Genomic DNA, 25,116 nt, shown 5'->3' with positions numbered 1-25,116 from the left:
TCCCTGTGAAATAATTACGCCTGTGCCTTTACAGAATGCCCCGCACAGGAGCAAGGAAAGGCTTTATGACAGTCTCAAGAACCGTGGCATTTCCGGTGCTTCCGTAGGGTGCGCATTCATTGCGCACCGCTGCCGTCACAATGACGACAGGCCTTCCGCGATATCCTCCGCAATCTCCGCAGCACCTTCTGGATTGTGCTCTGCCAGAACCCGCACCCCCAAGAGGTCAGACTGATAGCGCCGCGCAAGTTTATTGGGATCATGACTCGCGCGGATCTGCCCCGCAGCCTGGGCCTGCGCAAAAACATCTGCAAAAACCTGTTCAAAGGCATTCAGATGCGCTGCGGCCTGATCCGCCAGAGGGTGGGCATGAGTGCGCAGCTCCAGCAGCGTTTTGGACAGCATACAGGCCATCGCGGGCGCCTGCGCATCCTGAACAGACAGCATCGGCCAAGACTTGAGCGCGTTGAGCGGGCCAATCTCATTGACCAGCACCGCAATCGCCTTTGCGCCATCGCGCGCAAATCGATCAAGCGCCAATTCAAACAAAGCATCCTTGGATCCAAACGCCGCATAAAAGCTGCCCGGCTTGAGTTTGAGCTCACTCTCAAGATCTTTCAACGACGTGCCTGCCCAGCCACGCCGCCAGAACAAATCCGTGGCACGGTCAATCAATTCATCTTTGTCAAAACTCGGGCGGCGGGGCATGGCTCACACTTTCTTGAACGATCACTCAAAATATATACTTGAGTGGTCACTCAAGAAACCCTAATTCCACATCACCAACCCAGAAAAGGAACCCTCCGATGTCTTTCCCCTCCCACGACCTCACCTCCGCCCCAGAAGAGTCCAAACCACAGTTGGAGGCGGCGCAGAAAGCCTACGGCACCATCCCCGGCCTGTACAAAGTGCTGTCTGAAAGCCCGCAGGCGTATCAGGCCTACAACGCCCTGCACCAACTGTTCACCGCCACCGCATTTGACGCCGAAGAGCTGACCGTTGTGTGGCAATCCATCAATGTTGAACATGGCTGCCACTACTGCGTGCCCGCCCACAGCGGCATCGCCAAAAGCATGAAAGTCGCCGATGAGATCACCGAGGCCCTGCGCAACGAAACCCCGCTGCCCTCTCCAAAGCTTGAAGCACTGCGCACCTTCACGGTGCAGATGGTCCGCGAGCGCGGCAATGTGACTGATGCGCAGATGCAGGCGTTTTTTGACGCAGGTTACGGCCACCGCGCTGTGCTCGATGTGATCTTGGGCCTGTCTCAGAAAACCATCTCCAACTACGTCAACCATGTGGCCAAAACGCCTGTGGATGCGATGTTTGAACCCCTGAAATGGGAGCGCAGCACCACGCCACTGGCGGTGTAATCCTCCCAAATATGTTCCTTGCTCACACAGGGGCTGCGCTTGACGGCGCGGCCCTTTCGCGCCTATGGCAGCGCTATGGAACAGCTTGAAGAACAGATCGCCCACCTGACCCGCACCATTGAAGAGCTCAGCGATGTTGTGGCCCGTCAGGACAGCGAAATTGCCCTGCTCACCCGCCGCGTACACATGCTGATGGAAAGCGAAGCCAGCCGCGAGGCCGAAGGCGGCGGCGGTGTGGTCATCGGCGACGAACGCCCGCCGCACTACTGATAGCCCTGAGGCTGCGGCGTCACCCGGGATATTTTTGGACATAGCAAGCGGCGAGGTGTTCCCTCCCTCGCAGCGCTGAGATAGCCTGTGGCAATGACCACAGCTCCCCGATTCATTCACCTGCGCACCCATACGGAATACTCTCTGCTGGAGGGCGCCGTGCGCGTGAAAAAACTGCCCGCGCTTTGTGAAAGCATGGGCATGCCCGCGGTGGCCATCACCGACACCAACAGCCTGTTTGCCGCGCTTGAGTTTTCGGTGGGCGCGCAGAAAGCCGGCATTCAGCCCATCGTGGGCTGTCAGGTCGATCTGTACATGCCGCACAACGACCCGACCGGGCGCACCGCTCCGCCACCCCCGGCCCCCATCGTACTGCTCAGCCAGCGCGAAGAGGGCTATGAAAACCTCATGAAGCTGTCCTCCTGCCTTTATGTGGACAAGGGCGGGCAGTTGCCGCAGGTCACGATGGAAGAGCTGGCGGCGCATTCGGCCGGGCTGATCTGTCTCACTGGCGGGCCGGACGGGCCGATGGGGCGGATGATGCGCACAGGCCAGCACGCCGCCGCGCAGGCCATGATGACCCGTTTTAAGGAGATTTTCGCCGACCGGCTCTATGTAGAGCTGCAGCGCCACCCCGGTGAACACGGCAAGCCTGAGGCCGAACAGCGGACCGAGCGCGGCTTTATCGAGATGGCCTACGCCATGGACATCCCTCTGGTCGCCACCAATGATGTCTACTTCCCTACAACCGATATGTATGAGGCGCATGATGCGCTGATCTGTATCTCGGAAGGGGCCTATGTGGATCAGCAGGAGGGCCGCCGCCGCCTGACCCCGCAGCACTATTTCAAGTCTCAGGAAGAGATGATCACGCTGTTTGCTGATCTCCCTGAGGCGATTGAAAACACAGTGGAAATCGCCAAACGATGCGCTTTTGCCACCTATCTGCGCGACCCGATCCTGCCAAAGTTTGCCGATGATGAGGTCGCTGAGCTGCGCCGCATCGCCAACGAAGGCCTGCAGGCCCGACTGGCGGTGATCCCCCACGCCGTCAGCATCGAGGAATATCAGGAACGGCTCGATTTTGAGCTTGGCATCATCGAAGGCATGGGCTTTCCCGGCTACTTCCTGATCGTTGCGGACTTTATCCAATGGGGCAAGGATCAGGGCATTCCCGTGGGGCCGGGCCGGGGCTCCGGTGCGGGCAGCCTTGTGGCCTATGCGCTCACCATCACCGACCTTGACCCGCTGCGGTATTCCCTGCTGTTTGAACGCTTCCTCAACCCGGAACGGGTGTCGATGCCCGACTTTGACATCGACTTCTGCATGGACCGCCGCGAGGAGGTCATCAAATACGTCCAGCAGAAATACGGCCGCGACAAAGTGGGGCAAATCATCACCTTCGGTGCGCTTCTGTCCAAAGCCGCCGTGCGTGATATCGGCCGTGTGCTGCAAATGCCTTATGGTCAGGTGGATCGCCTCTCCAAGCTGATCCCGGTGGAGGGCGTGAAGCCCATGTCCATCGCGGACAGCCTCAAGGAAGAGCCGCGCCTGCGCGAAGAGGCCGAGAATGAGGAGGTGGTAAACCGCCTTCTGACCTACGGCCAACAGGTTGAAGGGCTTTTGCGCAACGCCTCCACCCACGCCGCTGGTGTGGTGATCGGCGACCGCCCGCTGGATGCGCTGGTGCCGCTTTATCAGGATCCCCGCTCTGACATGCCCGCCACCCAGTTCAACATGAAATGGGTCGAACAGGCGGGGCTGGTGAAGTTCGACTTCTTGGGTCTGAAAACCCTGACGGTGATCCAGAACGCCATTGAGCAGATCCACAGCTCGGGCCGCCCGCTGCATGTGGCCGCCGATGGCACCCAGCTCTATGAACCAGCAGACGGCGCGGAAAACCAGATCAACGCCATCCCGCTGGATGACAAACCCACCTACGATCTCTATTCCGCCGCCAAAACCGTGGCGGTGTTTCAGGTGGAATCCACCGGCATGATGGATGCGCTCAAGCGCATGAAACCCACCTGTATCGAGGACATCGTGGCCCTTGTGGCGCTCTATCGTCCCGGCCCTATGGAAAACATCCCGACCTATTGTGAGGTCAAAAACGGGCTTAAAGAAATTGAATCCGTCCACCCGCTGATCGACCACATCCTTGAGGAAACACAAGGCATCATCGTTTATCAGGAACAGGTGATGCAGATCGCGCAGGTCATGGCGGGCTACTCCCTTGGCGGCGCCGACCTGTTGCGCCGCGCCATGGGTAAGAAGATCAAAGAGGCGATGGACGCCGAGCGCCCGAAATTTGAAAAAGGCGCGGCGGAAAATGGGGTTCCAGCCAAGAAAGCCTCCGAGGTTTTCGACCTTCTGGAAAAATTCGCCAACTACGGCTTTAACAAATCCCACGCAGCCGCCTACGCGGTGGTGAGCTATCAAACCGCCTGGCTGAAAGCCAACCATCCGGTCGAATTCATGGCCGGGGTGATGAACTGCGATATCCACCTCACCGATAAGCTCGCGGTCTATTTTGAAGAGGTCAAAAAGGCGCTGAAGCTGCCCTATGTGCCCCCCTGCGTGAACCGCTCTGATGCCACCTTCAAAGTGGTTGATGGCGCGCTGGTCTACGCCCTTGGGGCGCTGAAAAACGTCGGTGTGGAGGCGATGAAACTTGTGACCGAAGGCCGCAAGGTCGATGGGCAGGACAAGCCTTTTGCCACGCTGTTTGATTTCGCCCGCCGGGTGGATCTGAAAAAAGTGGGCAAACGCCCGCTCGAAATGCTCGCTCGCTCCGGTGCCTTTGATCAGCTTGATGGCAACCGCCGTCGCGTGCTGGAAAGTCTTGATGGGCTGGTGAACTACTCCGCCGCCATTCAGGAGCAGAAAACCTCCAATCAGGTCTCGCTCTTTGGCGAAGCTGGCGATGACCTGCCAGAGCCGCGCCTCTCCCCCGCCGGGGACTGGTTGCAGGCTGAGCGTCTGGATGAGGAGGCCAAGGCGATTGGCTTTTTCCTGTCGGGTCACCCGCTGGAAGATTACATGGCCGCGCTGAAACGCAAACAGGTGATGACGCTGGATGAGCTCACCGACAAGGCGCGCGGCGGGGCCTGTATCGCCAAACTTGCCGGTCGTGTTTCTGGCCGCCAAGAACGCAAATCCGCGCGCGGCAACCGCTTTGCCTTTGCCCAGCTTTCTGACCCGACCGGAGCCTATGAGGTCACGATCTTCTCGGACACGCTGGAAAAATGCCGCGACTATCTCGAGACCGGCTCCAAAGTGGTTGTGACCGTGAAGGCGGAAATGGAAAGTGACCAGCTCAAACTGCTCGCCCAATCCATGACGCCGGTGGACACCATTGTCGCGGATGCCGGAAACGCAGGGCTCAAGATTTTCCTCGATGATGCCAGCGCGGTGGGGCCTGTGGCAAACATCCTGCAGGGCGCAAAAGAGAGCATGCCCAAGGCCCCCAAAGGCCCGATCATGTTCTGCCTCACCAATATGGAGTTGCCCGGCGAAGTCGAGATCGACGCGGGCGCAGGCTTCCCGGTCAATCCGCAGATCAAAAGCGCGCTAAAATCCGTCGAAGGCGTGATGGCAGTGCAGGAGGTCTAAACTCCCGCGCTGCGCTTGGGCCTGGCTCAGCTGCGCTGAGCCTGTAGAGGGCTCTGCCCTCGCCCCATCACAGATGGGGCTTCACCCGGGATATTTTCCGCAAGAGGAAGGCGCAACGCGCGCCGCCTTAAGGTTTTGCGGCCGCATGAATTTCGCACCTACGCAATACAGCCGCGATACAGACGCAATACCGACGTCGCGATTTATGGTTAATATAGCCAAATCGCCGCGCAACACTTTGGCCATGACGCTGCGGCGATGACGCCGCGTTCAGGGGTGACAGCGCCTCTGCTTTACGTTTTGGTCAACTCAAATAACGAGGCACCGATGGAGGCACCCGTGACTCACTATCCCCATATGCTGGCCCCGCTTGATCTGGGCTTCACCACTCTGAAAAACCGCGTCCTGATGGGCTCGATGCACACCGGTCTGGAAGAAACCAAAGACTGGAACCGAGTGGCCGAGTTTTATGCCGAACGCGCCCGCGGCGGCGTTGGCCTGATCGTCACAGGCGGCATGGCCCCTTCCAAAGAGGGCGGTGTTTTCCCCGGCGCGGCAGGGCTGTTTTCCGATCAGGACATCGCCAACCACAAGGTGGTGACAGACCGCGTCCATGAGGCCGGAGGCAAGATCGCCATGCAGATCCTGCACGCCGGGCGCTATGCTTATGGGCCGGAGTGCGTGTCGGCCTCCCCGATCAAATCCCCGATCTCTCCCTTCCCACCCAAGGAATTGGATGAGGAGGGAATTGAGAAGCAAATTCAAGACTTTATCACCGCAACCGTCCGCGCACGTGAGGCCGGATATGACGGTGTAGAGATCATGGGCAGCGAGGGCTATTTCCTCAATCAGTTCATCTGTACCCATGTGAACAAGCGCACCGATCGCTGGGGCGGCGCTTATGAAAACCGCATCCGCCTGCCAATCGAAGTGGTGCGCCGCTGCCGCGAGGCGGTGGGCGAAGACTTCATCATCATCTACCGTCTGTCGATGATTGACCTGGTGCCCAATGGCTCCACCCACGAAGAAGTGGTGCAGCTTGCGCAAGAAATTGAAAAAGCAGGCGCATCCATCATCAACACCGGCATCGGCTGGCACGAAGCGCGCATTCCAACCATCGCCACCTCCGTGCCCCGCCGCGCCTTTGTATGGGTCACCAAAAAGCTGATGGGCAAAGTCGGCATTCCCGTGATCACCTCCAACCGCATCAACACGCCAGAAGTGGCCGAAGAGGTGTTGGCCGAGGGCTGCGCCGACATGATTTCCATGGCCCGGCCCTTCTTGGCGGACAGCGATTTTGTCAACAAAGCCGCCGAAGGCAAAGCCGCCCACATCGCCCCCTGCATCGGCTGCAATCAGGCCTGTCTGGATCACACATTTGGCGGGAAGCTCACATCTTGTCTCGTGAATCCAAGGGCTTGCCATGAAACCGACTTGCCAATCCTTGCTGCGGATGCGGTGAAGTCCATCGCTGTTATTGGCGCTGGACCAGCCGGTCTGTCCGCCGCAATGACCGCCGCACAGCGCGGCCACAAGGTCACCCTGATCGACCGCGCCGACAAACTGGGCGGTCAACTCAACGTCGCCAAACAGATCCCCGGCAAAGAAGAATTCTGGGGGCTCGTGGACTGGTATGAAGCCATGATCGCAGATCTCGACATCGAGGTTCGGCTGAACACCGAGGCCACCGCCAACACACTGGCAGGCTTTGACGAAGTCATCATCGCCACCGGCATCGTGCCACGCGATCCGGGCATTCCGGGCCAAGACCGCCCCGAGGTGATGAGCTATCTTGATGTGCTGCGCGACAAGAAACCCGTCGGCAAGAAAGTCGCCGTGATTGGCGCAGGCGGCATCGGCTTTGATGTTTCCGAATTCCTTGTGCACGAAGGGGAAAGCCTCACCGAAAACCTGCCGGAATGGTTGGTGGAATGGGGGGTCGCAGACCCTGCAGAACACCGTGGCGGCCTCGCCCCCGAAGGTGCGCAGCCTCACGCCCCTGCCCGCCAGGTCACGCTGATGCAGCGCAAGGCCAAAGCGCTGGGCAAAGGTCTTGGAAAAACAACCGGTTGGATCCATCGTGCCGCGCTGAAGATGAAAAACGTCGAGATGCTTGGCGGCGTGAACTACGAGCGGATCGACGATGAGGGCCTGCACATTTCCTTCGGCGAAGCGCGTGAAAATCCTCGGGTGATCGCCGTCGACAATGTGGTGATCTGCGCAGGTCAGCTTTCTGATCGTAGCCTCGCTGATGCCTTGGAAGCCGAAGGTGTCCCCTGTCATGTAATTGGCGGGGCGGATGTGGCTGCCGAGCTTGACGCAAAACGCGCAATCAATCAGGGCACACGCCTGGCTGCAAGCCTGTAAGGCTCTGATAAGAAAACCAAAAGGGGAGCGCTGGCCGCTCCCCTTTTTTGTGGTCCGCACAAAAGAAAAAGCCCGAGTTCGCGAAGAACCCGAGCCAAGGTTGCTTTCATAGAAAGCCAGGGAAAGTTACCAGTTGGTCGGACCTTTGTCGCCAAAAGCGTGGACCATAAAGTCAATAAACGCGCGCACTTTGGGCTGGGTGAAACGCCCGGGAGGATAGACCGCATAGATGCCTTGTGTCTCTACCGGCAGATCTGGGATTGCCTCCTCAACCAGCCCCTGTTCCAGCGCTTCGCCGTAAAGAAAGCTCGGCAGATAGGCGATGCCAAGGCCAGACTGCGCAGCGTTGAGCAATGACTGACCATCATTCACCGAAAGCCATCCAGCCGTGCGCACCTGCCGCTTTTCGCCAGACGGCGCGGTCAGCTTCCAAACTGCGCCATTGGCCTGGCTGGAATAGTGCAACAGTTTATGGTGATTCAGATCGTCGATTTTTTCCGGGCGTCCGTATTTTTCAAAATAGGCCGGACTCGCAATCATACGTTTCGTCGTCTCGGTCAGCTTACGCGCCCGCAGGGTGCTATCTTCAAGCTCCCCAATTCTGATAGCCACGTCAAACCCTTCAGAGATCAGCTCCACATAGCGATTATTGAGCACCATATTCACAGTGATATCAGGGAATTCCGCCAAGAAGTCTCCCAGCACCGGGGAGAGGTGATTGACGCCAAAATCCGTCGCCACCGATATCCGCAACAGGCCCGAGGGCGCTGACTGCATGGAGGTCACCAACGCGTCCGCTTCGCCAGCATCATTCAGGACGCGGCGGGCACGATCATAATAGGCCAACCCAATCTCTGTAGGTGAAACACGGCGGGTGGTGCGGTTCAACAGACGCGCGCCCAAACGGGCTTCGAGGGAAGAGACGTGCTTTGACACCGCAGATTTGGAAATGCCCATCTTCTTGGCGGCATCCGTGAATCCGCCCTGATCCACAACAGTGGCAAAAGCTTCCATCTCGGTCAGGCGATCCATGCTGGTGTCCTTTAGTTACTCGCTTGAACACCTTCTATGACGCCGGAATCGGGCAGGATATGGGCAGAGGCCGGACAATATCGGGGTTTTCATGGGATCGTTTGCGGCATGGAAACAGGGAAACACTCGGTTTCCACGTCTCATAAGCCCCCAGCGACACATCAAAAATCGCGCTCGACTTAGGTGTAAATCTACCTAAACAGCTCAGGCCACAAACCATCTGTGTTGCGCCCAGCTTCGCCAAACAGACTCATCTGTCTGCCGATCAGTCGCCCAGTTTAGCGTGGACCTCATCCAAATCAATTTCTCCAATCGGCATTTTGTTGGCCGGATTCTCAAAATCATATTTGAACAGGTGAAAGTCGCGCTTGTAGATTTCATAGACCAGATGCATCGAAAGATCGTCGAAATAGTCTTCGACCGGATGCGCGCGCTTGGGGCCGTGGCCCTCAGATTCGTTGAAGCGCGGGATGCTTGTTAGATCCACCGCATGCGGCGTCTCAATCTGATCCAACACGCTCTGCATGCCGTCGTTGAACTGTTCGGTCCAGAAAATCTTGTCGTAAGCCCCACCGTTCACGATGAAGGTGGAGATATGGCCGGACATGGCGGACCAGTGAATGTCAGGATCCATCGGGCGACGCCAGCGAATGGTGTCGCGCGCAAACAAGAGAAAACGGCGGAAGCTCTGGATCTGGTCAAACTCCTGTTTGCCGTCATCGCCGCCCACTTCGATTCCATACTTCTGCACCAACATCGGCACCAGATTGCCCCGATAGCGCTTACCGTTGCGCTGGATACCGCAAATCTTGTCAAAGAAAGACGAAAGAATGCGCGTGTAAGGATTGCGCACGCAGGTGAACGCATACGAGCGGTGGTCACGCACATTGTCGGTGATGTGTTGGTGACTGCCTTCGAGCGCCCATTTGTGCATCCCACCTTTGGCATCATGGATATCGCCATCAAAAAACTCGCCATGATCGGAATAATACATGATCTGTCCGATCGTGGAGCACGCACACTTCGGCACAACGCGGTATACCACGCTCTCGCTTTCCGTCATCCAAGTGCCGGGAAATCCCATTGCCATGCCTCCGCTATCGCCGTGTTTCACGCAAATACCACGGTCTTGCTTTAGTATTTTAAAATTCCAAACAATGCCTGTTTATTCAACGTGCGTTCATCTTTAAATGGATAATTACAGAACGTCAAAGCGGGGATCGAATAGGCTACATGGCGAGAATTGCTTACATTCTTTTGTGCCACAAGGATCCAGAGGCGATCATCAAACAGGCGCAGCGTCTTACGGCCACTGGCGATCACATTTGCATACATTTTGACGGTCGTGCCAAACCAGAGCATTTTCGACTGCTGCAAGAGGCGTTGGGCAACAACGAGAATGTGGCCTTTTCTGAGAAGCGTGTTAAGTGCGGTTGGGGAGAGTGGTCACTGGTTGAGGCCACACTGAACGCTGTTGAAACGGCTGTCAAAAAATTCGCGCGCGCCTCCCATTTTTATATGGTTTCGGGTGACTGCATGGTCATCAAATCGTCTGAGTACATCCATAACTTTCTCGATGAAAACGATGTCGACTTCATCGAAAGCTTTGATTTCTTTGAGAGCAACTGGATCAAAACTGGCATGAAGGCCGAGCGCCTGATCTATCGCCATTGGTTCAACGAACGCACCCAGAAGCGCCGTTTTTATGCGACCTTTAATCTGCAGAAAAAGCTGGGCCTGAAACGCGAGATCCCCGCCGACATCCAAGTGATGATTGGCAGCCAATGGTGGTGTTTGCGCCGCCAGACCATCGAAGCGGTGCTGAATTTCACGCGAAAACGCCGCGATGTGATGCGCTTTTTCCGCACCACATGGATCCCGGATGAGACGTTTTTCCAGACACTGGTGCGCCATCTCGTGCCAACCGAAGAAATCCGCTCCCGCACGCTGACCTTTCTTATGTTCACCGACTACGGGATGCCGTTGACATTTTACAACGATCATTACGACCTGCTGATCAGTCAGGATTACCTATTCGCGCGCAAGATCAGCCCTGATGCTCTGGAGCTCAAGGAGCGCCTCGGGGAACTATACGCGGAGAAGGGCGTACAATTCCAAATCTCCGCTGAAGGCCCGAGCCTGTTCCGCTTCCTCACCGGGCGCGGAAGACAAGGCAAGCGTTTTGCCAGCCGCTTCTGGGAAACAGAAAGCACTTTGGGCCGAGATCGTGAATTGATGTTATTGGTGTGCAAGAAGTGGCACGTGGCCAAACGCTTGCTGGACAAAATCAGCCAGACAACAAACATCCCAACAATTGCTTATCTGTTCAACGAGGAAGGGACAGAGTTGCCTGACCTGGGTGGCATTCAATCCACCCTTGGCAAACGCACGCGCCATCGTCGGGCGCTTATGCGTATGTTGTTTGACTACTACGACACTGACCGCCTGTTGATTTGCCTTGATCCCAGCGCGCTTGAATTGATGCAGGACTTCTTCAGTGATCGTTCCACCACGCGGATGCTGGAAATTCAGTGTGATTTTTCCGATCAGTATCTAACCGGCCATGCCATCCGGATCGGCCTCGCAGGCGAGCAGACCCCAGCGGAAACACTGGAACGTCTCCTGCCCACCATCAAACGCGACATTTTCAATGAGAGTGACCGCATTCGGGATGCAGGTTTTGAAAACCTATCACGCATGATTGAGGGCAGCTCAGAGGACAGTCACACCAACGCCATAAAGAACTTTTTGCACGTCACAGATGAGACCGCCCAAGAAATTGTGCGAACGGACTATCTGTTCAGCGACTAAAGCACAGCAGAGTCAGCGACTGCTGGTCAGCTTCAGGAAGACATCTTCCAAGTCAGCTTGCTCGGTTTTCACATCTTGGATTGAGATCCCAGCGACACGTACCGCATTGAGCACATCTTCGGCTGAGGTGGTATTGGCCTGATAGCTGATCGCCAAAGCGCCATCCGGGCGACGCTCCACTGAAATACCTTCAGCTTCGGGCAAGATATCAACGGCGCCAGCAGGCTGGATCAACATACATTTCTGATCGATATGCCCCAAGAGATTGCGGGTGCTGTCCTGCGCAACCAGCTCGCCTTGGTTGATGATTGCAATCTCATCACACATTTCTTCGGCTTCTTCGAGGTAGTGCGTGGTCAAGATGATCGTTGTGCCCTGCTCTTCATTCAGACGCCGCACATTGCGCCAAAGCATCTGTCGCAGTTCGATATCCACACCGGCGGTTGGCTCATCCAAGACCAGGACTTGTGGCGCATGTACCAATGCCTTACCAAGCAACAGGCGTCGCCGCATCCCACCTGACAAAGTGCGCGCATATGCGTCGGCCTTATCAGACAGCCCAATCATTTCCAAAATGGCATCACTCTGTCGCTGCGCCTTGGGCACACCATAGAGACCCGCTTGAACCTCCAGCGCCCCACGCGGCGTAAAGAAAGGGTCCAGGTTCAGTTCCTGTGGCATCACCCCAATCGCTGCGCGCGACTGGCGCGGATTTTCATCCTGATCAAATCCCCAGATGCGCACGCTGCCTGCGGTTTTGGTCACGAGGCCCGCCATAATATTGATCATGGTGGATTTGCCGGCTCCGTTTGGCCCCAGCAGGCCAAAAATACATCCCGCTGGCACAGCCAAATCTACGCCCTTAAGCGCCTGTTTCTCTGGCTCACCACGGCCACCCTTGTAGGTCTTCTGCAGCCCGCGGATTTCAATCGCATTCTGAACCATGACCGCTCTTGCCCCTCGCTGTGCAATCCATAATATTTGCCCTATCGAAACGGGGCCGGTACCACAACCAAATCCCGGAAAATTGCCAAGTGACGGGCCAACGCCTAACCCAGCCAAAGGATGTTTGCGATGACGATTGCCGCCCCTGAAACCAAGATCGTTGACAGCTATCGCATTGCCTGTGACGGCGGCGAGGGTGCCTTGGGCCATCCCCGTGTCTGGTTGCAAATCCCAAATGAACACGGCTGGGTAGAGTGCCCCTATTGCGACTGCAAATACATCCACAAAGACTTCGAAGACAAAGTCGCCTAAGCGATCCATCCGCGCCGTAGTGCCTCTCCGAGGCACCCATCGGTTTTACAAATGGGTTTGCGCAAACTGCCGATCTGGGGCTTCAAGATGCGCCACAGAATTGAACTGTGCCAGCAAAGGCTTGCCCAGGACCATCTGCCAGCGGTGCACTGAGGTGTTCTGGATCGCCAGACACATCTGCGCCCAGCCATCCACATCAAGCGATAGCGTCTGGCGCAGCACCGCGCCAATCAAGCCACCAGATGTGACCACGAGCGCACGGCCCTCACCGGAGGCGATATCGGCCATCGCCGCCTTCACCCGCGCATCAAATTCGGCATAGCTTTCCGGTACACCTTTCATCTCGCCCTCCTGCCAGGCGCGTAAAACACGCGGCATGTGGCGTACAAACCCTTCACGATCTGACGGCACCTCCAGCCCGAACTGCTCTTCCATAAGACGGGACAGATCGAAATAGGCAAATTCATTCAAACGGGGATCTTCCACGATTTCGGCAAACTCTGCCGCGCCAAGGCTCTCCGCTGTCTCCCGATGCCGCCGCATACTGCCCACATAGACACGCTGAAATCGTTCGCCATTGCTCCGCAGATGCGCACCGAGCCATGCGGCCTGTTGATGACCCAAAGGCGACAGCTTGTCATAGCTGTGCTCATCGCGGGCTTCGGTGTTGGCCTGTCCGTGGCGCACAAGGGTGATGTGAGGCATCTGCGACCTTTCTCAACTGCAGCGGTGGCCCATGCGTAGCGAAGACATGCCTCTTCGGAAAGCAAATTCGCCACCACCGGCTTGCGCTTCGCGTTCTGAGGTTTAGGGTTTGACCAGTCACCAATGAGGCCCCTCCATGCTCAACCCCGACCGTTTTCTTCAAGACCTTCATGCGCTGCGCGCCATTGGAGCGGCGAGCATTGGCAAAGGTGTGCAACGACGGGCCTTTAGTGCGGAGGACATCGCCGCCCGCCAATGGCTTGCCACCCGATTTGAAGAGGCAGGGCTGACGCCACATTTTGATCCGGCTGGTTCGGTCTGGGGACTGGCAAAGGCACCCTCGTTGCTGCTCGGGTCACACACCGACACCCAGCCCGAAGGTGGCTGGCTCGATGGGGCGCTTGGCGTTATCGCCGGGCTTGAAATCGCTCGAGCCCATAAAGAGGGCGGCGGCCCACCCGTGTCCGTTGTGTCCTTTCAGGACGAGGAAGGCCGCTTTGGTGGCACCACCGCCAGCGCGCTCTGGAGTGGCGTGACCCAGCTTGAAGAGATAGACCAAGTGACAGATGACGCGGGCATCACCTTCGCAGACGCACGTCAGAGCATGGCCCATCTGGATGAGGGCTGGGTGGATCCCGCACAGTTCACGGGCTTTCTGGAAATGCACATCGAACAGGGCCCCTGGCTCGATCTGTCAGGTGAGCAAATCGGTGTTGTGACCGAGATTGTCGGCATCCGCGATCTCAAGATCACCTTTGACGGCGCACAGAACCATGCTGGCACCACACCCATGTCCACCCGCAACGACGCGTTTCAGATGCTGTCCGCGTTCAATCAATCGCTGAATGCCGCCCTGCCGGATATCGTCACAGACACCACAGTCTGGACCATCGGCCATGTCTCCCTGCACCCCAACGCCAGCTCCGTCGTTCCCGGCAGCGTGACTTTCTCCATGCAATGGCGCGACGGATCAGAGGCCCGCCTGCAAGACATGGACAAGTTGATCAGGAGCCTCGCCAAAGACTGTGCCTCCCGCTTTGGAGGAAGCGTTTCCTTTGGTGGCGCGTGGTCCCTGCCCCCGACACAAATGGATCCCCGCTTTAAGGCCGCTCTTTCCGATGCCGCTGCCGAGCTGGCCCCGGATGCGCATCGACTGATGCCCTCAGGCGCTCTGCATGACGCAGCCAATGTGGCCAAAATCCTACCTGTCGGAATGCTGTTTGTGCCCTCAATCAACGGCGTCAGCCATGTATTTGAGGAAGACACCAAAGAAGCCGATTTGGTAAAAGGACTGCAGGTCCTGTCGCGTGCTGTGTCACGACTTGCGAACTAGACTATTAGAGCTTTGACAGACGCCAAATGCATAGGGCTGCGCATACGCCACTGGAAAACCCCGGTGCCCGCCGTGTCATGCAACAGGGAATGCGTGCGTGTCGCGCGCATACCCACGTCTAAGCGCTTTGCGTCGAAAAGAATCCGCCGCCAGCGATGCGTCACGCAAGTTGCCAAACATATTGACCACGGTGCGCCCTTTGCCGCCCTGCACGCCCCACTCTCGCAAAACCGAGACTTCATCAAATAAGTTCATCGCGATTTCAACCCGATAGTACCTTGGGCGCGCCCAGCGCGTGGGTTTATACATCATGCAGATCGACATAACGCATTGTCTATGTCAGGCGCACTCACAGCGCAACGCAGCTTCGCCCTACCCAAGAAAACCTGCCCTTTGCAAACCGCTCGGCTTTCTATTTGTCAAAGCTGAGCAAAACCGCCTCGACGCGCCGATTGGCGTTGCGCCCTATATCGGTCAAATTGCTTCCCACAGGTGCGAGATAGCCTGCGCCACGCGCTTCGATTTGTTTACTGGGCACGCCATGGAGCTCAACAAGCCTATTCTTCACCGCCTGCGCCCGCTGCTGCGAGATCCGGGTATTGACCTCTAACGTGCCCTGACTGTCCGTGTGACCGACCAGCGCAATGCGCATGTCCTCACGTGCTTTCAGATACTCCGCCAAGGCCGTCAGAGACTTGAATTCTTGATCAGCCAATTTCGATGCCCCGGTTTCAAAAGAAAGATCGGAAAGAACCACATGGCCGTTTTGCTCCAATTCCGAGCCAAGATTTCTGATAGCGGCTATTGGAAGGACGGTATGACTTTCTGACACTTGCACCTGAGTTTCATTTTGCGACGCATCCTGCGCTGCTTTCCCATTGGACTCGTCAGCTCTTTGAACTGCAACGCTATCAATTTGGATCATGCCTGCCTGTACTGTCTGACTGACCATAACCCACGTGGCTTGCAACGAGTCGCTGGTTTCATTCACGCCGGCCAGATAGAAATAGTTGGAGAGATCCACAAACATCTTAGGTGGCGGGAACACATTGATGCCAAATCGAAAATCAAACCCACCACATGCATTTGTTTCACACTTAAATACAACGTCATAACCTTGGTCGCGCATCTGCGATTCAAGCTCAACCGCAAGCGCGGCCACACCGGGGTAATTGCGTGACAGCCGCCAACTACGTCGGGTGACATTTCCTGGCAGGCTGCGGGAGGGAACAAAACCCTCCTCAAAGGGGCCAGTTGACAACAACAATAGACCTTGCGGCTCCACCGTATCAGCCATCAGCTGACCTGCACCGTCAAACTGGGGTTCAAACGCCCAGCACGCAAACGGCATAACAATCGCCGCGCCTATTGCCAGGACAGTTTTCATCTTGCTAGCGCGTGATACTCTTCGTTGGGTTTCATGTTGGTTGCGGAGGCCACACGATTGGACATGTTATAGAACCCCGCGACATTGGCGATATCCCAGATATCCTGATCGGAAAAGCCAACATCGCGCAGCTTTTGACGGTCATATTCTTCAATTGTACTCGAAGCCACCGTCATCTTTTCAGCAAAGGCCAGCATCGCATATTGCCGCGCATCCAGATCCGCCACACGCCAGTTCATCATCATCTTTTCGCCCAGGCTCGGATCACCCGAAAGCTGCCGCACCGCGGCCCCATGCGCCACCAGACAGTAAAAACACTTGTTGATAGAGCTTACGGCCACGGCAATCATCTCGCGCTCAAGCTTGCTCAGCCCGCTCTCGCCCAGCATCAGATCATTGTAGAGCGCGGTGAAAGCGTTGAGTTTCTCTACAGTGATGGCATAGGCCTTCAGAACGTTGGGCACCATGCCCAGCTTTTCCTGACAAATCTCAAAATAGCGCTGCGTCTCCAGCGGCAACGGGTCCATCATCGGAATGTCGAGTGCGGTTGGCATCTCTGCTGTGCTCATGGTCTTTCCCCTCCCTCAAGCGTTTGTTTTCTGGCGGTAATGATACTGTCCCACAACGTGCATCCCGAGGGAAGCATAGAGCGCGTTTGCCCCTTCGTTCGCTGTGGTGCAGATTACCGAAAGATGTGTGCCGCCGTGCTGCTGCACCCAAATCGCGGCACGGCGCATCAAAAACTGCGCAACGCCCTGACGGCGTTGGTGCGGTAGAATTTCAAGCGAGTGCACCATGCCGACGCCATCATGCATGGCGAGGAAAGACGCCCCTGCAGGCTTGTCGTTCCAACGGGAAATCATCCCGGTTTTCAGGCCTTCTGCGCGACGCATTACAGCAATGCGTTCGGGGCCAACCCCACCTGTGGCCCAAATCTCTTCCATAATCTTGAGCGGCTCCCAAGCAGGGATTGCCGCAGTACGCGGCGGCTCTTCTTTCGAAAGCGCCTCCACCTCGACCACATACATGGTGACAGGATCAATGACCTCATAGCCGCGCGCAGCCAGCGTCGCATCCAGGGCCTCCTCGTCCTCACGCAGCTGAAACAAATGGCCCTGCCCGAGCGCGGTCATAGCCTGTTCTGCACGCGCAATATCACTGTCGTCATAAGGGCCCAGCGCGGTGGCCGCAGACACCCGCTTGCCCCCGCCCTGACCTTCGCGAATGAGAAACGGCCCAACGGCGAAACTCCGCGCTGCGGGCCATGTGGCATCTACGACATCGTAAAGCTGCCGCGCGTCCGGCGTCGCACTCATGAGAACAGCCCAGACAGCCGTGCCATCGCTGCATCAATCCGCGCACCATCTGTGCCGCGCACCACCACATTCGCCCCGTAAACGCCGTTGCGCTGATAAGGGTAGGAGCCAATCGACAGATCAGAAAATTCCTCAGCCAGCGCCGCCAGCGGCCCGGCAATCTCGCCTTCGCCGCGCTCAATGCGCAAGGTTTGGCTGAGCAACGGCGAACCACCTGTGAGGGTTGGCAAAACGCTCGCCACCATCGCCTGAAATACCGAAGGCACCCCGGCCATTACATGCACATTTTCCACCACAAACCCGGGCGCAACCGACACCGGATTATCGATCAGGGTGGCACCATCGGGAATACGCGCCATGCGCTGGCGCGCCGCATTAAATTCCTGACCAGCATTGTCATAGTGGGCCTGCAACAGCGCACGCGCATCATCACGAATATCGATGTGCACCCCAAAAGCCTCAGCCACACAATCCGCCGTGATGTCATCATGGGTTGGCCCGATCCCGCCTGAGCTGAAGACCGTGTCATATTCCACTGACAGCGCGCGCACCGCGTCAACGATCTTTTCCGGCACATCGGGCACCACCCGCACTTCGGCGAGCGTGATGCCGTGTTTTGTCAGCTCACCGGCCAGATAGTGCATATTCGCGTCGCGCGTTCTGCCAGACAGAATTTCGTCACCAATAACCAACATGGCGGCAGTAGGGTTTGTCATGATCTCATTCCTTGTCAGCAGCTTAGTACAGGTATAGGCCTGTCACATGCGCTTTCAAACCCCTCTTATCCCCGCCACGCTGATCCGCCGCTACAAACGCTTTCTCGCCGATGCGGTGCTGGAAAATGGAACAGAGGTGACCGCCCATTGTGCCAATCCCGGCTCAATGATGGGGCTGGCCGAACCGGGGATGAAAATCTGGCTTGAGCCCAATGATGACCCGAAGAAAAAGCTCAAGTACGGCTGGCGCTTGGTGGAGCATGAAAGCGGTGATTTCACCGGTGTGGACACTTCGGTGCCCAACCGCGCTTTAAAAACCGCGCTGATGGCAGGCGAAATCCCCGAATACGCCAGCTACGACATGATCCGCCCGGAGGTGAAATACGGCCAAAACAGCCGGATTGATTTTCTTCTTTCCGGTGCCGGGCGCCCGGACCTATATCTGGAGGTCAAATCCGTCACCCTTTCTCGCAAGCCCGGTGTGGCTGAATTTCCAGACAGCGTGACGGCCCGCGGGGCCAAACACCTGCAAGAGCTGATCGAGATGCGCGCCGAGGGTCATGACGCCGCCATGTTCTATCTGGTGCAACGCACCGATGCGGAGCAGGTGACACTGGCCCATGACATCGACCCGACCTATGCCACGACCTTCATCAAGGCGCAGGCCGCCGGGGTCGAGGTGATCGCCTATCGCTGCAACATCACCCCGGCGCAGATCACCATCGGCAAACGCCTGCCTTTTCACCTCGCCGAAACCCTTTCTGGCGCATAGCATAAGCCCCCTCTGGCGCTTTGAGGCATTTGCCCTTACATAGCGTCGAAACCTAGGTGATGGAGCAGTTCAGATGATCGGCAAAGGCCGCCAAACTCGCGATGGCATTCGCATTTACGCCCCAGGCGACCATGCCGGCATGCACAAAGCAGGCGCGCTTGCCTCTCAGATCCTTGATGAAATCGCAGAGCATGTGTTCCCCGGCCAGACCACGGCAGAGCTCGACCGCCTGATTGAGTCCAAAGTCGTCGCGGCAGGCGCTGAGTCCGCAACCATCGGCTATCGCGGCTACCAGCACGCCAGCTGCATCAGCGTAAATCACGTTGTGTGCCACGGCATCCCCGGCAGCCCGATCCCCAAATGGAACAAAGAGACCAGTGCGCGCAAAGAAGATCCAATGCGCACCGATGACAAACTGCAAGATGGCGATATTCTCAATATTGATGTCACCGTGATCGTGGATGGCTGGTTTGGCGACACAAGCCGCATGTATGTGGCGGGTAAGCCAAAACCATTTGCGAAAAAGCTCATTCAGGTTACCCATGATGCGCTGATGGTCGGTATTGACGCCGTTAAACCCGGCAATACCTTCGGAGATATCGGCAACGCCATTCAAACTTATGTCGAGCGTCAACGGATGTCTGTCGTGCGCGACTTTTGTGGTCATGGCCTGGGCTTGGTGTTTCATGCGCCGCCGAACGTTCTGCACTACGGCCGTGCAGGTAGCGGGCCAGTGCTGGAAGAAGGCATGTTCTTCACCATTGAGCCAATGGTGAACTTGGGCCGCGCTGAAACCAAAGTTCTGGATGACGATTGGACGGCTGTAACTCGCGACAAGTCTCTTTCCGCCCAGTTTGAGCATTCCGTCGGGGTGACATCGGACGGGGTAGATATCTTCACTTTGTCAAACGCCGGACGGTTTCATCCAACTTGGTCTTGATTACGACATATCCAAAGCGTTACTTGTTCGCGACCTGTGACGCTTTGGAGAAATGTCTTACCTACCCCTGACAATCACTGAATTCCGTCACGGAACCCCGATCAAACTCATGGTTCTTGGGCTTGCAACCGTAAAGCTGCACATCAAAACTACCGCGTAGAAAAGACCGACGCGGGAGCACACTATGGAATTTGACTATGTGATTGTTGGTGGCGGCTCTGCTGGCTGTGTTCTCGCCAATCGGTTGTCAGAGGATCCAAATACATCGGTTTGCCTGTTGGAAGCCGGCGGAGGTGGCAACAGCATTCTTGTGCGCATGCCGGCAGCTGTCGTCGCAATGTTGCCCGGGAAACCTGCCAAGATAAACAACTGGGCCTTTTCCACACTCCCCCAACCCGGGCTCAATGGTCGCATTGGCTACCAACCCCGTGGGAAAACGCTCGGTGGCTCCAGTGCGATCAATGCAATGCTCTATGTTCGTGGACAGCGACAGGATTATGACGATTGGGCAGCGCAGGGCTGTGAAGGATGGGACTGGGAAAACGTCCTGCCGTATTTCCTAAAGTCTGAAAACAACGAGCGCGGGCCAGACCCCCTGCATGGGACTTCTGGTCCACTGCAGGTGTCAGAGCAAAAAGCACCTCGCCCGATTTCAAAAGCCTTTGTGGATGCCGCCACTCAGATGCAACACCGTCGTAGTGCTGACTTCAATCGCGGCGACAACGAAGGTGTTGGGCTCTACCAGGTTACCCAGTTTCACGAAAAAGACAAAAACGGCGAACGTTGTTCCGTCGCTGCGGCTTACCTTTTTCCCGTAATGTCACGCCCCAACCTTAGTGTGGTCACCCAAGCACACGCCAGTCGCGTCACCTTTGAAGGCAAACGAGCAACTGGTGTTGTATACAAAAAAGGCGCCAAAGGCGCTGACGTCACGGTCACCGCCAAAAGTGAAGTTTTACTATGTGGCGGTGCATTGAAATCGCCGCAAATCCTACAACTCTCTGGCGTAGGTGACCCTAACGATCTTAGAAAGCATGGCATTGCCGTGCGCCATGCCCTACCTGGTGTTGGCAAGAACCTTCAAGATCATTTGGATTTCGTTCTGGCCTACAAATCCAAAGACACAGACAATTTTGGGATCGGTTTCTCAGGAGCGGTAAATATGCTGCGCCATCTTTGGAACTGGCGCAAACATGGCATCTCAATGGCCGCTACGCCGTTTGCAGAAGGCGGCGCCTTTCTAAAGACCGACCCCAAGATGGATCGTCCAGACATCCAATTGCACTTTGTCATCTCGATCGTGGACGACCACGCGCGTAAGTTACATCCGGGATACGGCTTCAGCTGCCATATTTGCAAATTGCGCCCAGAAAGTCGGGGAACCGTAACCCTAAAAAGCGCAGATCCTTTTGCGGCTCCAGCAATTGATCCCGCGTTCCTGGCAGACCGCAGAGACCTGGACACCATGATCAAAGGCGCGCGCATGACCAGAGAAATCATGCAAGCGCCCGCGATGAACAGCTATCGATACAAAGAGCTTTTTGGAACAGAACACGCGAAGTCAGATGCTGATTGGGAAGGCCACATCAGAGCGCGCGCAGACACGATTTATCACCCTGCAGGGACCTGTAAAATGGGTACAGACGCCTTAGCTGTTGTGGATAACCAGCTGCGTGTGCACGGGATGGAGGGATTGCGCGTTGTAGATGCTTCCATCATGCCCAATCTCATTTCGGGCAACACCAATGCGCCAACTGTTATGATCGCAGAAAAAGCGGCCCAAATGATAAAAGACGGACACTAGCACCCAATTCTCGTGAGCAGATCTTGTTTGGAGACTGGCTTTCCCAGCACCTCATCAATGCCTTCTGCCAAATATTCTTCGATTTGGTGCTTCATGACGTTCGCCGTCACTGCGATGATTTGAGCCGCTTGCGCCCCTGTTGTAGCTTCGGTTTTTCTGATTTCGTTTGCTGCAGTGATCCCATCCATGACAGGCATTTGAATGTCCATCAGTATAACGTCATACGCCGTCGTTGAGGCCGCATTGACGGCTTCGAGACCGTCCACCGCCTCGTCTACATGTACCGGTGCATCTTTCAAAAATCGCTTTAGCACAAACCGGTTTGTTGCGTTGTCGTCGACAATCAGAAGCTTCTTTTGATCACCACGGCAGGCTTCGCTTCCGATCCCTGAGCCACCTTCAGTGGCATATCCATTCGAGGACTGAGGCGGCGTATGCTCTGTGTAGGGCAGCTCAAACCAGAAAACGGATCCATTCCCCACATTGCTCGCCACACCGATGCGCCCTCCCATAGCTTCGCAAAAGCTACGTGAAATGGCCAAGCCGAGACCTGTTCCGCCTTTTGAACGTGTCACACTCCCATCTGCCTGCGAAAACGGCTCAAAGATCTTATCATACACCCCAGGATCAATCCCAAGGCCTGTATCACGCACCTCAAAGCGACAGACTTTACGATCCGGAAGGTACATGGCTTGCAAAGTGATAGAACCCGTTTCGGTAAATTTTATAGCATTCCCGATGAGATTATGAAGGACCTGGCTCATACGCTGTTTGTCGCCTTTCACAAACTGCGGTAGGCCCTCTTTCGCATCTAACGCCAAGGAAAGCTGCTTTTCGCGCGCTGAAGCTGTGTAGAGTTCAATCGCCGCTTGGAGTGTACGCGGGAGATCAAAAACGCTGTCTTCAAGATCAAATTCGCCGGACTCCACCTTAGACAGATCTAAAACGTCGTTGAGTGTCTTTAGAAGCAGATCGCCTGCGTGTGAGACAATCGTCAGACAAGACCTTTGGTCTTTACTCAAAGGTGTCTCAAGCAGCTCACTGGACATACCTATGATACCATTTAAGGGCGTTCTGATTTCATGACTGACATTGGCGAGGAAGCGAGATTTGGTCTCGTTTGCGATGGACGCTGCGCGCGCTTCTGCACGCAGGTCTTCTTCCTTGCGCATCGCACGGGCCACCAAACGCGCCTCAGCAATCAGATAAACAACCAGTATGGCAATCAGAACCAGAACCAACCGTTCACTTACGATGCCACGCGACTTTGCGAGTTGCTCTAGTTCTCGCTTGGAAAAAACTTGATTGGTGTAGGAATCCTGCCATGTCTTCTGCAGCACAAACCCCAAGTCCTGCACCTCACGCGCGTCTCGAAGTAGGATCTCGTGGTCAACCCTATCTGCGCTGAACAACACCGGATCGATTTCGACCAGCTTTGCTTTAAGCGCGGTAAGCGGATCAAAAAAGCTCTCAAAATAACGCAGATCGGAGGTCAAAGCGATGTCGACCTTGCTCCATAGCAACTCAAAACGCAGCATGACATCATCAAGATCGATGCCATGGCGCGAACTGCCATTCACCTCTGCTTCAAGTGCGAAACTTGTCGAGTAGCCGAAATGCAATGTGTCCACGATCACGTCATTGAGGCGCCAAATCGTCTCGTTGCTCCCAATTAGGGAGCGTTTTCTCAGCGCCTCCAGATCTCTTTGGTTAGAAATGAACACAAACATCAAAGACACCAACAACCCGAGAGCGACCAAGGTCCTCAGGTTACGGAAAGTCAAATAGCCTTTGATGCGCCTTAACATTTATAACGTCCAAACGGTCAGCGAGACACATCAAGTCGTTTGAGCTGCCAAACCATTCGACGTTCAGCATCAACCGAAAGCGGTTCTGAGCCAGTCATCGGGTAAATGATCCAGATAGGCCCGCGATCACGCACACGCATGTGCTCACCGTTGTGATCTAGCGCAAGCAAAACGGAATATTCCTTAGCATCACTTACAGGGATATCGACACTATAGTCATTCAAAGCAAAGGCTTTAAGCGTGCCAGAGTGGATGTCGAGGTAGGTCAACAAATCTGCCAGTGGAGTGCCAGAAAAAGTATGCTCGCCTTCGAGGAACGGTGTTTTTGTCGTTATGGTTTCCCAGCCAATTTCTTTTAGTTTCTGACGATTGAACGCAAGCTCTTGTGCATCCTCCGTTTCGCCCGTCACAGTCAAAATGGTTCGACCTTGCTGTTCAGCAGTCAAACTCGCTGCAGCACATAAGATAGCAACGATACTGCATAGCGCGAAACGAACTAGCTTAACCATTGAACATCTCCATATTTGGTTTTGTATGATCCGACGTTTGCCCCGTTCGTGTCAGGTAACGCAACAAACTTCTTACTACTTTTATTGACAAAAGTCGCATATCTCATGGGCTTTTAACAGAAGGATAACAACGCACGGCATGAACCGATCTCTGGTATGAACGGCCGAGCAAAAATCCTCAAAACTTGAATCTTCCCCAACTGAACTGGCAAGTCAGCCTTGACTTTCCGCCAGGGAGATCAGGTCAGCAAAAGCGGCTGGCGGGGACAAATTAGGATGATGTGAGCTATTCCCCAATCCTTGGACAGTTTTTGCGTATGTTAAGCTACTCTTTGCTCCTGCTGATCGGGTTGCATGTCGTCTTTCCCTAACCAGTAAACCACGGAGGGCGGTTTGCCGCCATGGGCACTGTGAGGGCGTTTGTGGTTGTAGAACGCGACCCACTTGGCGATCCCGGCTAGGGCATCCGATCCGGTTTCCAAAGCATACAGGTAGACACATTCGTATTTCAGGGACCGCTACAGCCGTTCCACAAAGATGTTGTCTAGGAACCGTCCTTTGCCATCCATGGAGATGCGTATGCCGGATCGGCGTAAGCGATCTGTCCAAGCGAACGACGTATATTGCGATCCTTGATCCGTGTTCATGATCTCGGGTTCGCATTATTTGGCCATCGCCTCGTTCAACGCATCGACACAGAAATCAGCTTCCAGCGTGTTTGATATCCGCCATGCCAATACCTTACGCGTGTACCAGTCGACGATCGCAGCCAGATAAAGGAACCCGCGGCGCATGGGGATGTAGGTGATGTCCGAAGCCAAAACCTGATTGGGCCGCGTTACGCGCAAACCGTTTAGCAGATACGGGTAAGTACTGTGTCCTTTTGCAGGTTTACGCGTGTTGGGCTTTTGATAATTTGGCATGAGACCCATCAACCGCATTAGCCGACGAATGCGCTTCTCGTTCACCAGTGGCCTTCATTGCGCAAGCGCCAAGTCATCTGTCGCACACCAAAGAACGGCGTCTCCAGAAATTGCTCGTCGATCTGACGCATCAACATCAGGTTCAACGCCGTCTCGCCCTTGGGCTGGTATTAGAACGAGA

Annotated in this window: 24 protein-coding genes; 10 read left to right on the top strand and 14 right to left on the bottom strand. The window is 55.8% G+C overall.

Translation table 11 applies throughout. The features are described from left to right. Nucleotides 1-135: 135 nt before the first annotated feature. Nucleotides 136-708 carry a TetR/AcrR family transcriptional regulator gene (locus tag PJL69_RS19135; RefSeq protein ID WP_271311113.1) on the bottom strand — a complete coding sequence of 191 codons (573 nt, stop codon included), beginning with the start codon at nucleotides 706-708 and terminating at the stop codon, nucleotides 136-138. Between the two features lie 98 nt (nucleotides 709-806). Here PJL69_RS19135 and PJL69_RS19130 point away from each other — a divergent pair, with 98 nt between their 5' ends. The 4 genes from PJL69_RS19130 (at nucleotide 807) to PJL69_RS19115 (ending at nucleotide 7,622) form a co-directional block, all read left to right on the top strand. Continuing rightward, nucleotides 807-1,373 carry a carboxymuconolactone decarboxylase family protein gene (locus PJL69_RS19130; protein WP_271311112.1) on the top strand — a complete coding sequence of 189 codons (567 nt, stop codon included), beginning with the start codon at nucleotides 807-809 and terminating at the stop codon, nucleotides 1,371-1,373. A 75-nt stretch (nucleotides 1,374-1,448) separates the two neighbouring features. Continuing rightward, complete coding sequence (locus tag PJL69_RS19125) at nucleotides 1,449-1,643, top strand: SlyX family protein (protein WP_271311155.1); 195 nt, start codon at nucleotides 1,449-1,451, stop codon at nucleotides 1,641-1,643. 93 nt (nucleotides 1,644-1,736) lie between these two features. Beyond that, nucleotides 1,737-5,255, top strand: a complete 3,519-nt coding sequence (gene dnaE, locus PJL69_RS19120) for a DNA polymerase III subunit alpha (RefSeq protein ID WP_271311111.1) — start codon at nucleotides 1,737-1,739, stop codon at nucleotides 5,253-5,255. Between the two features lie 339 nt (nucleotides 5,256-5,594). Then, nucleotides 5,595-7,622, top strand: a complete 2,028-nt coding sequence (locus tag PJL69_RS19115; RefSeq protein ID WP_271311110.1) for an NADPH-dependent 2,4-dienoyl-CoA reductase — start codon at nucleotides 5,595-5,597, stop codon at nucleotides 7,620-7,622. 126 nt (nucleotides 7,623-7,748) lie between these two features. Here the strand turns inward: PJL69_RS19115 and PJL69_RS19110 are convergent, their stop codons facing one another. Next, entirely contained in the window at nucleotides 7,749-8,654 is a 906-nt protein-coding gene (locus tag PJL69_RS19110) for a LysR family transcriptional regulator (protein ID WP_209101010.1), read from the bottom strand. A 265-nt stretch (nucleotides 8,655-8,919) separates the two neighbouring features. After that, entirely contained in the window at nucleotides 8,920-9,738 is an 819-nt protein-coding gene (locus PJL69_RS19105; RefSeq protein WP_271311154.1) for a sulfotransferase family protein, read from the bottom strand. 149 nt (nucleotides 9,739-9,887) lie between these two features. Here PJL69_RS19105 and PJL69_RS19100 point away from each other — a divergent pair, with 149 nt between their 5' ends. After that, nucleotides 9,888-11,465 (top strand): DUF5928 domain-containing protein, encoded by a 1,578-nt coding sequence (locus PJL69_RS19100; protein WP_271311109.1) that lies wholly within the window; start codon nucleotides 9,888-9,890, stop codon nucleotides 11,463-11,465. A 12-nt stretch (nucleotides 11,466-11,477) separates the two neighbouring features. Here PJL69_RS19100 and PJL69_RS19095 read toward each other — a convergent pair whose 3' ends face one another. After that, nucleotides 11,478-12,410 carry an ABC transporter ATP-binding protein gene (locus PJL69_RS19095; RefSeq protein WP_209101014.1) on the bottom strand — a complete coding sequence of 311 codons (933 nt, stop codon included), beginning with the start codon at nucleotides 12,408-12,410 and terminating at the stop codon, nucleotides 11,478-11,480. A gap of 129 nt (nucleotides 12,411-12,539) precedes the next feature. Between PJL69_RS19095 and PJL69_RS19090 the strand changes: the two genes are divergently transcribed. Then, nucleotides 12,540-12,722 carry a zinc-finger domain-containing protein gene (locus PJL69_RS19090; protein WP_209059921.1) on the top strand — a complete coding sequence of 61 codons (183 nt, stop codon included), beginning with the start codon at nucleotides 12,540-12,542 and terminating at the stop codon, nucleotides 12,720-12,722. A 45-nt stretch (nucleotides 12,723-12,767) separates the two neighbouring features. On the opposite strand, the gene PJL69_RS19085 is transcribed toward PJL69_RS19090, so the two are convergent. Next, nucleotides 12,768-13,427, bottom strand: coding sequence for a histidine phosphatase family protein (locus PJL69_RS19085; RefSeq protein WP_271311108.1), 660 nt, complete (start codon nucleotides 13,425-13,427; stop codon nucleotides 12,768-12,770). 136 nt (nucleotides 13,428-13,563) lie between these two features. Between PJL69_RS19085 and PJL69_RS19080 the strand changes: the two genes are divergently transcribed. Next, nucleotides 13,564-14,760 carry a hydantoinase/carbamoylase family amidase gene (locus tag PJL69_RS19080; protein WP_271311107.1) on the top strand — a complete coding sequence of 399 codons (1,197 nt, stop codon included), beginning with the start codon at nucleotides 13,564-13,566 and terminating at the stop codon, nucleotides 14,758-14,760. Nucleotides 14,761-14,835: 75 nt separating this feature from the next. Here PJL69_RS19080 and PJL69_RS19075 read toward each other — a convergent pair whose 3' ends face one another. The 5 genes from PJL69_RS19075 to PJL69_RS19055 form a co-directional block, all read right to left on the bottom strand. Then, the gene (locus PJL69_RS19075; RefSeq protein ID WP_271311106.1) at nucleotides 14,836-15,084 is read right to left on the bottom strand and encodes a WGR domain-containing protein; all 249 of its coding nucleotides are present in this window, start codon (nucleotides 15,082-15,084) and stop codon (nucleotides 14,836-14,838) included. 88 nt (nucleotides 15,085-15,172) lie between these two features. Continuing rightward, nucleotides 15,173-15,889 (bottom strand): OmpA family protein, encoded by a 717-nt coding sequence (locus PJL69_RS19070; RefSeq protein ID WP_271311105.1) that lies wholly within the window; start codon nucleotides 15,887-15,889, stop codon nucleotides 15,173-15,175. A 254-nt stretch (nucleotides 15,890-16,143) separates the two neighbouring features. Then, nucleotides 16,144-16,716: a peroxidase-related enzyme gene (locus PJL69_RS19065; RefSeq protein ID WP_271311104.1), complete on the bottom strand. Its 573-nt coding sequence runs from the start codon at nucleotides 16,714-16,716 to the stop codon at nucleotides 16,144-16,146. Nucleotides 16,717-16,731: 15 nt separating this feature from the next. Then, entirely contained in the window at nucleotides 16,732-17,463 is a 732-nt protein-coding gene (locus PJL69_RS19060) for a GNAT family N-acetyltransferase (protein WP_271311103.1), read from the bottom strand. Then, a complete protein-coding gene (locus tag PJL69_RS19055; RefSeq protein ID WP_271311102.1) occupies nucleotides 17,460-18,179 on the bottom strand; it encodes a competence/damage-inducible protein A in 720 nt (239 codons plus the stop codon). The genes PJL69_RS19060 and PJL69_RS19055 overlap by 4 nt, the downstream gene beginning before the upstream one ends. Before the next feature lie 46 nt (nucleotides 18,180-18,225). Here PJL69_RS19055 and sfsA point away from each other — a divergent pair, with 46 nt between their 5' ends. The 3 genes from sfsA to PJL69_RS19040 all read left to right on the top strand — a co-directional run bounded on the left by sfsA (nucleotide 18,226) and on the right by PJL69_RS19040 (nucleotide 21,695). Further along, entirely contained in the window at nucleotides 18,226-18,951 is a 726-nt protein-coding gene (gene sfsA / locus PJL69_RS19050) for a DNA/RNA nuclease SfsA (protein WP_271311101.1), read from the top strand. A 73-nt stretch (nucleotides 18,952-19,024) separates the two neighbouring features. Beyond that, nucleotides 19,025-19,891, top strand: coding sequence for a type I methionyl aminopeptidase (map, locus tag PJL69_RS19045; protein ID WP_271311100.1), 867 nt, complete (start codon nucleotides 19,025-19,027; stop codon nucleotides 19,889-19,891). 184 nt (nucleotides 19,892-20,075) lie between these two features. Further along, nucleotides 20,076-21,695, top strand: a complete 1,620-nt coding sequence (locus PJL69_RS19040; protein WP_271311099.1) for a GMC family oxidoreductase — start codon at nucleotides 20,076-20,078, stop codon at nucleotides 21,693-21,695. On the opposite strand, the gene PJL69_RS19035 is transcribed toward PJL69_RS19040, so the two are convergent. The 4 genes from PJL69_RS19035 to PJL69_RS20425 all read right to left on the bottom strand — a co-directional run bounded on the left by PJL69_RS19035 (nucleotide 21,692) and on the right by PJL69_RS20425 (nucleotide 24,935). Then, entirely contained in the window at nucleotides 21,692-23,425 is a 1,734-nt protein-coding gene (locus PJL69_RS19035) for an ATP-binding protein (RefSeq protein ID WP_271311098.1), read from the bottom strand. The two genes, PJL69_RS19040 and PJL69_RS19035, sit on opposite strands and share 4 nt — an antisense overlap. Before the next feature lie 95 nt (nucleotides 23,426-23,520). Continuing rightward, nucleotides 23,521-24,012, bottom strand: a complete 492-nt coding sequence (locus PJL69_RS19030) for a molybdopterin-dependent oxidoreductase (RefSeq protein ID WP_271311097.1) — start codon at nucleotides 24,010-24,012, stop codon at nucleotides 23,521-23,523. A gap of 320 nt (nucleotides 24,013-24,332) precedes the next feature. After that, a complete protein-coding gene (locus PJL69_RS20430; RefSeq protein ID WP_441347516.1) occupies nucleotides 24,333-24,524 on the bottom strand; it encodes an integrase core domain-containing protein in 192 nt (63 codons plus the stop codon). Nucleotides 24,525-24,674: 150 nt separating this feature from the next. Next, the gene (locus PJL69_RS20425) at nucleotides 24,675-24,935 is read right to left on the bottom strand and encodes a DDE-type integrase/transposase/recombinase (RefSeq protein ID WP_441347514.1); all 261 of its coding nucleotides are present in this window, start codon (nucleotides 24,933-24,935) and stop codon (nucleotides 24,675-24,677) included. Nucleotides 24,936-25,116: the final 181 nt, after the last annotated feature.

Origin of the sequence: Shimia sp. MMG029 (genome assembly GCF_027947445.1) — a bacterium.
GTDB lineage: Bacteria > Pseudomonadota > Alphaproteobacteria > Rhodobacterales > Rhodobacteraceae > Shimia.
The sequence above is the reverse complement of the archived record's forward strand: the minus strand, read 5'-3'. Positions and strand labels throughout refer to the sequence as shown.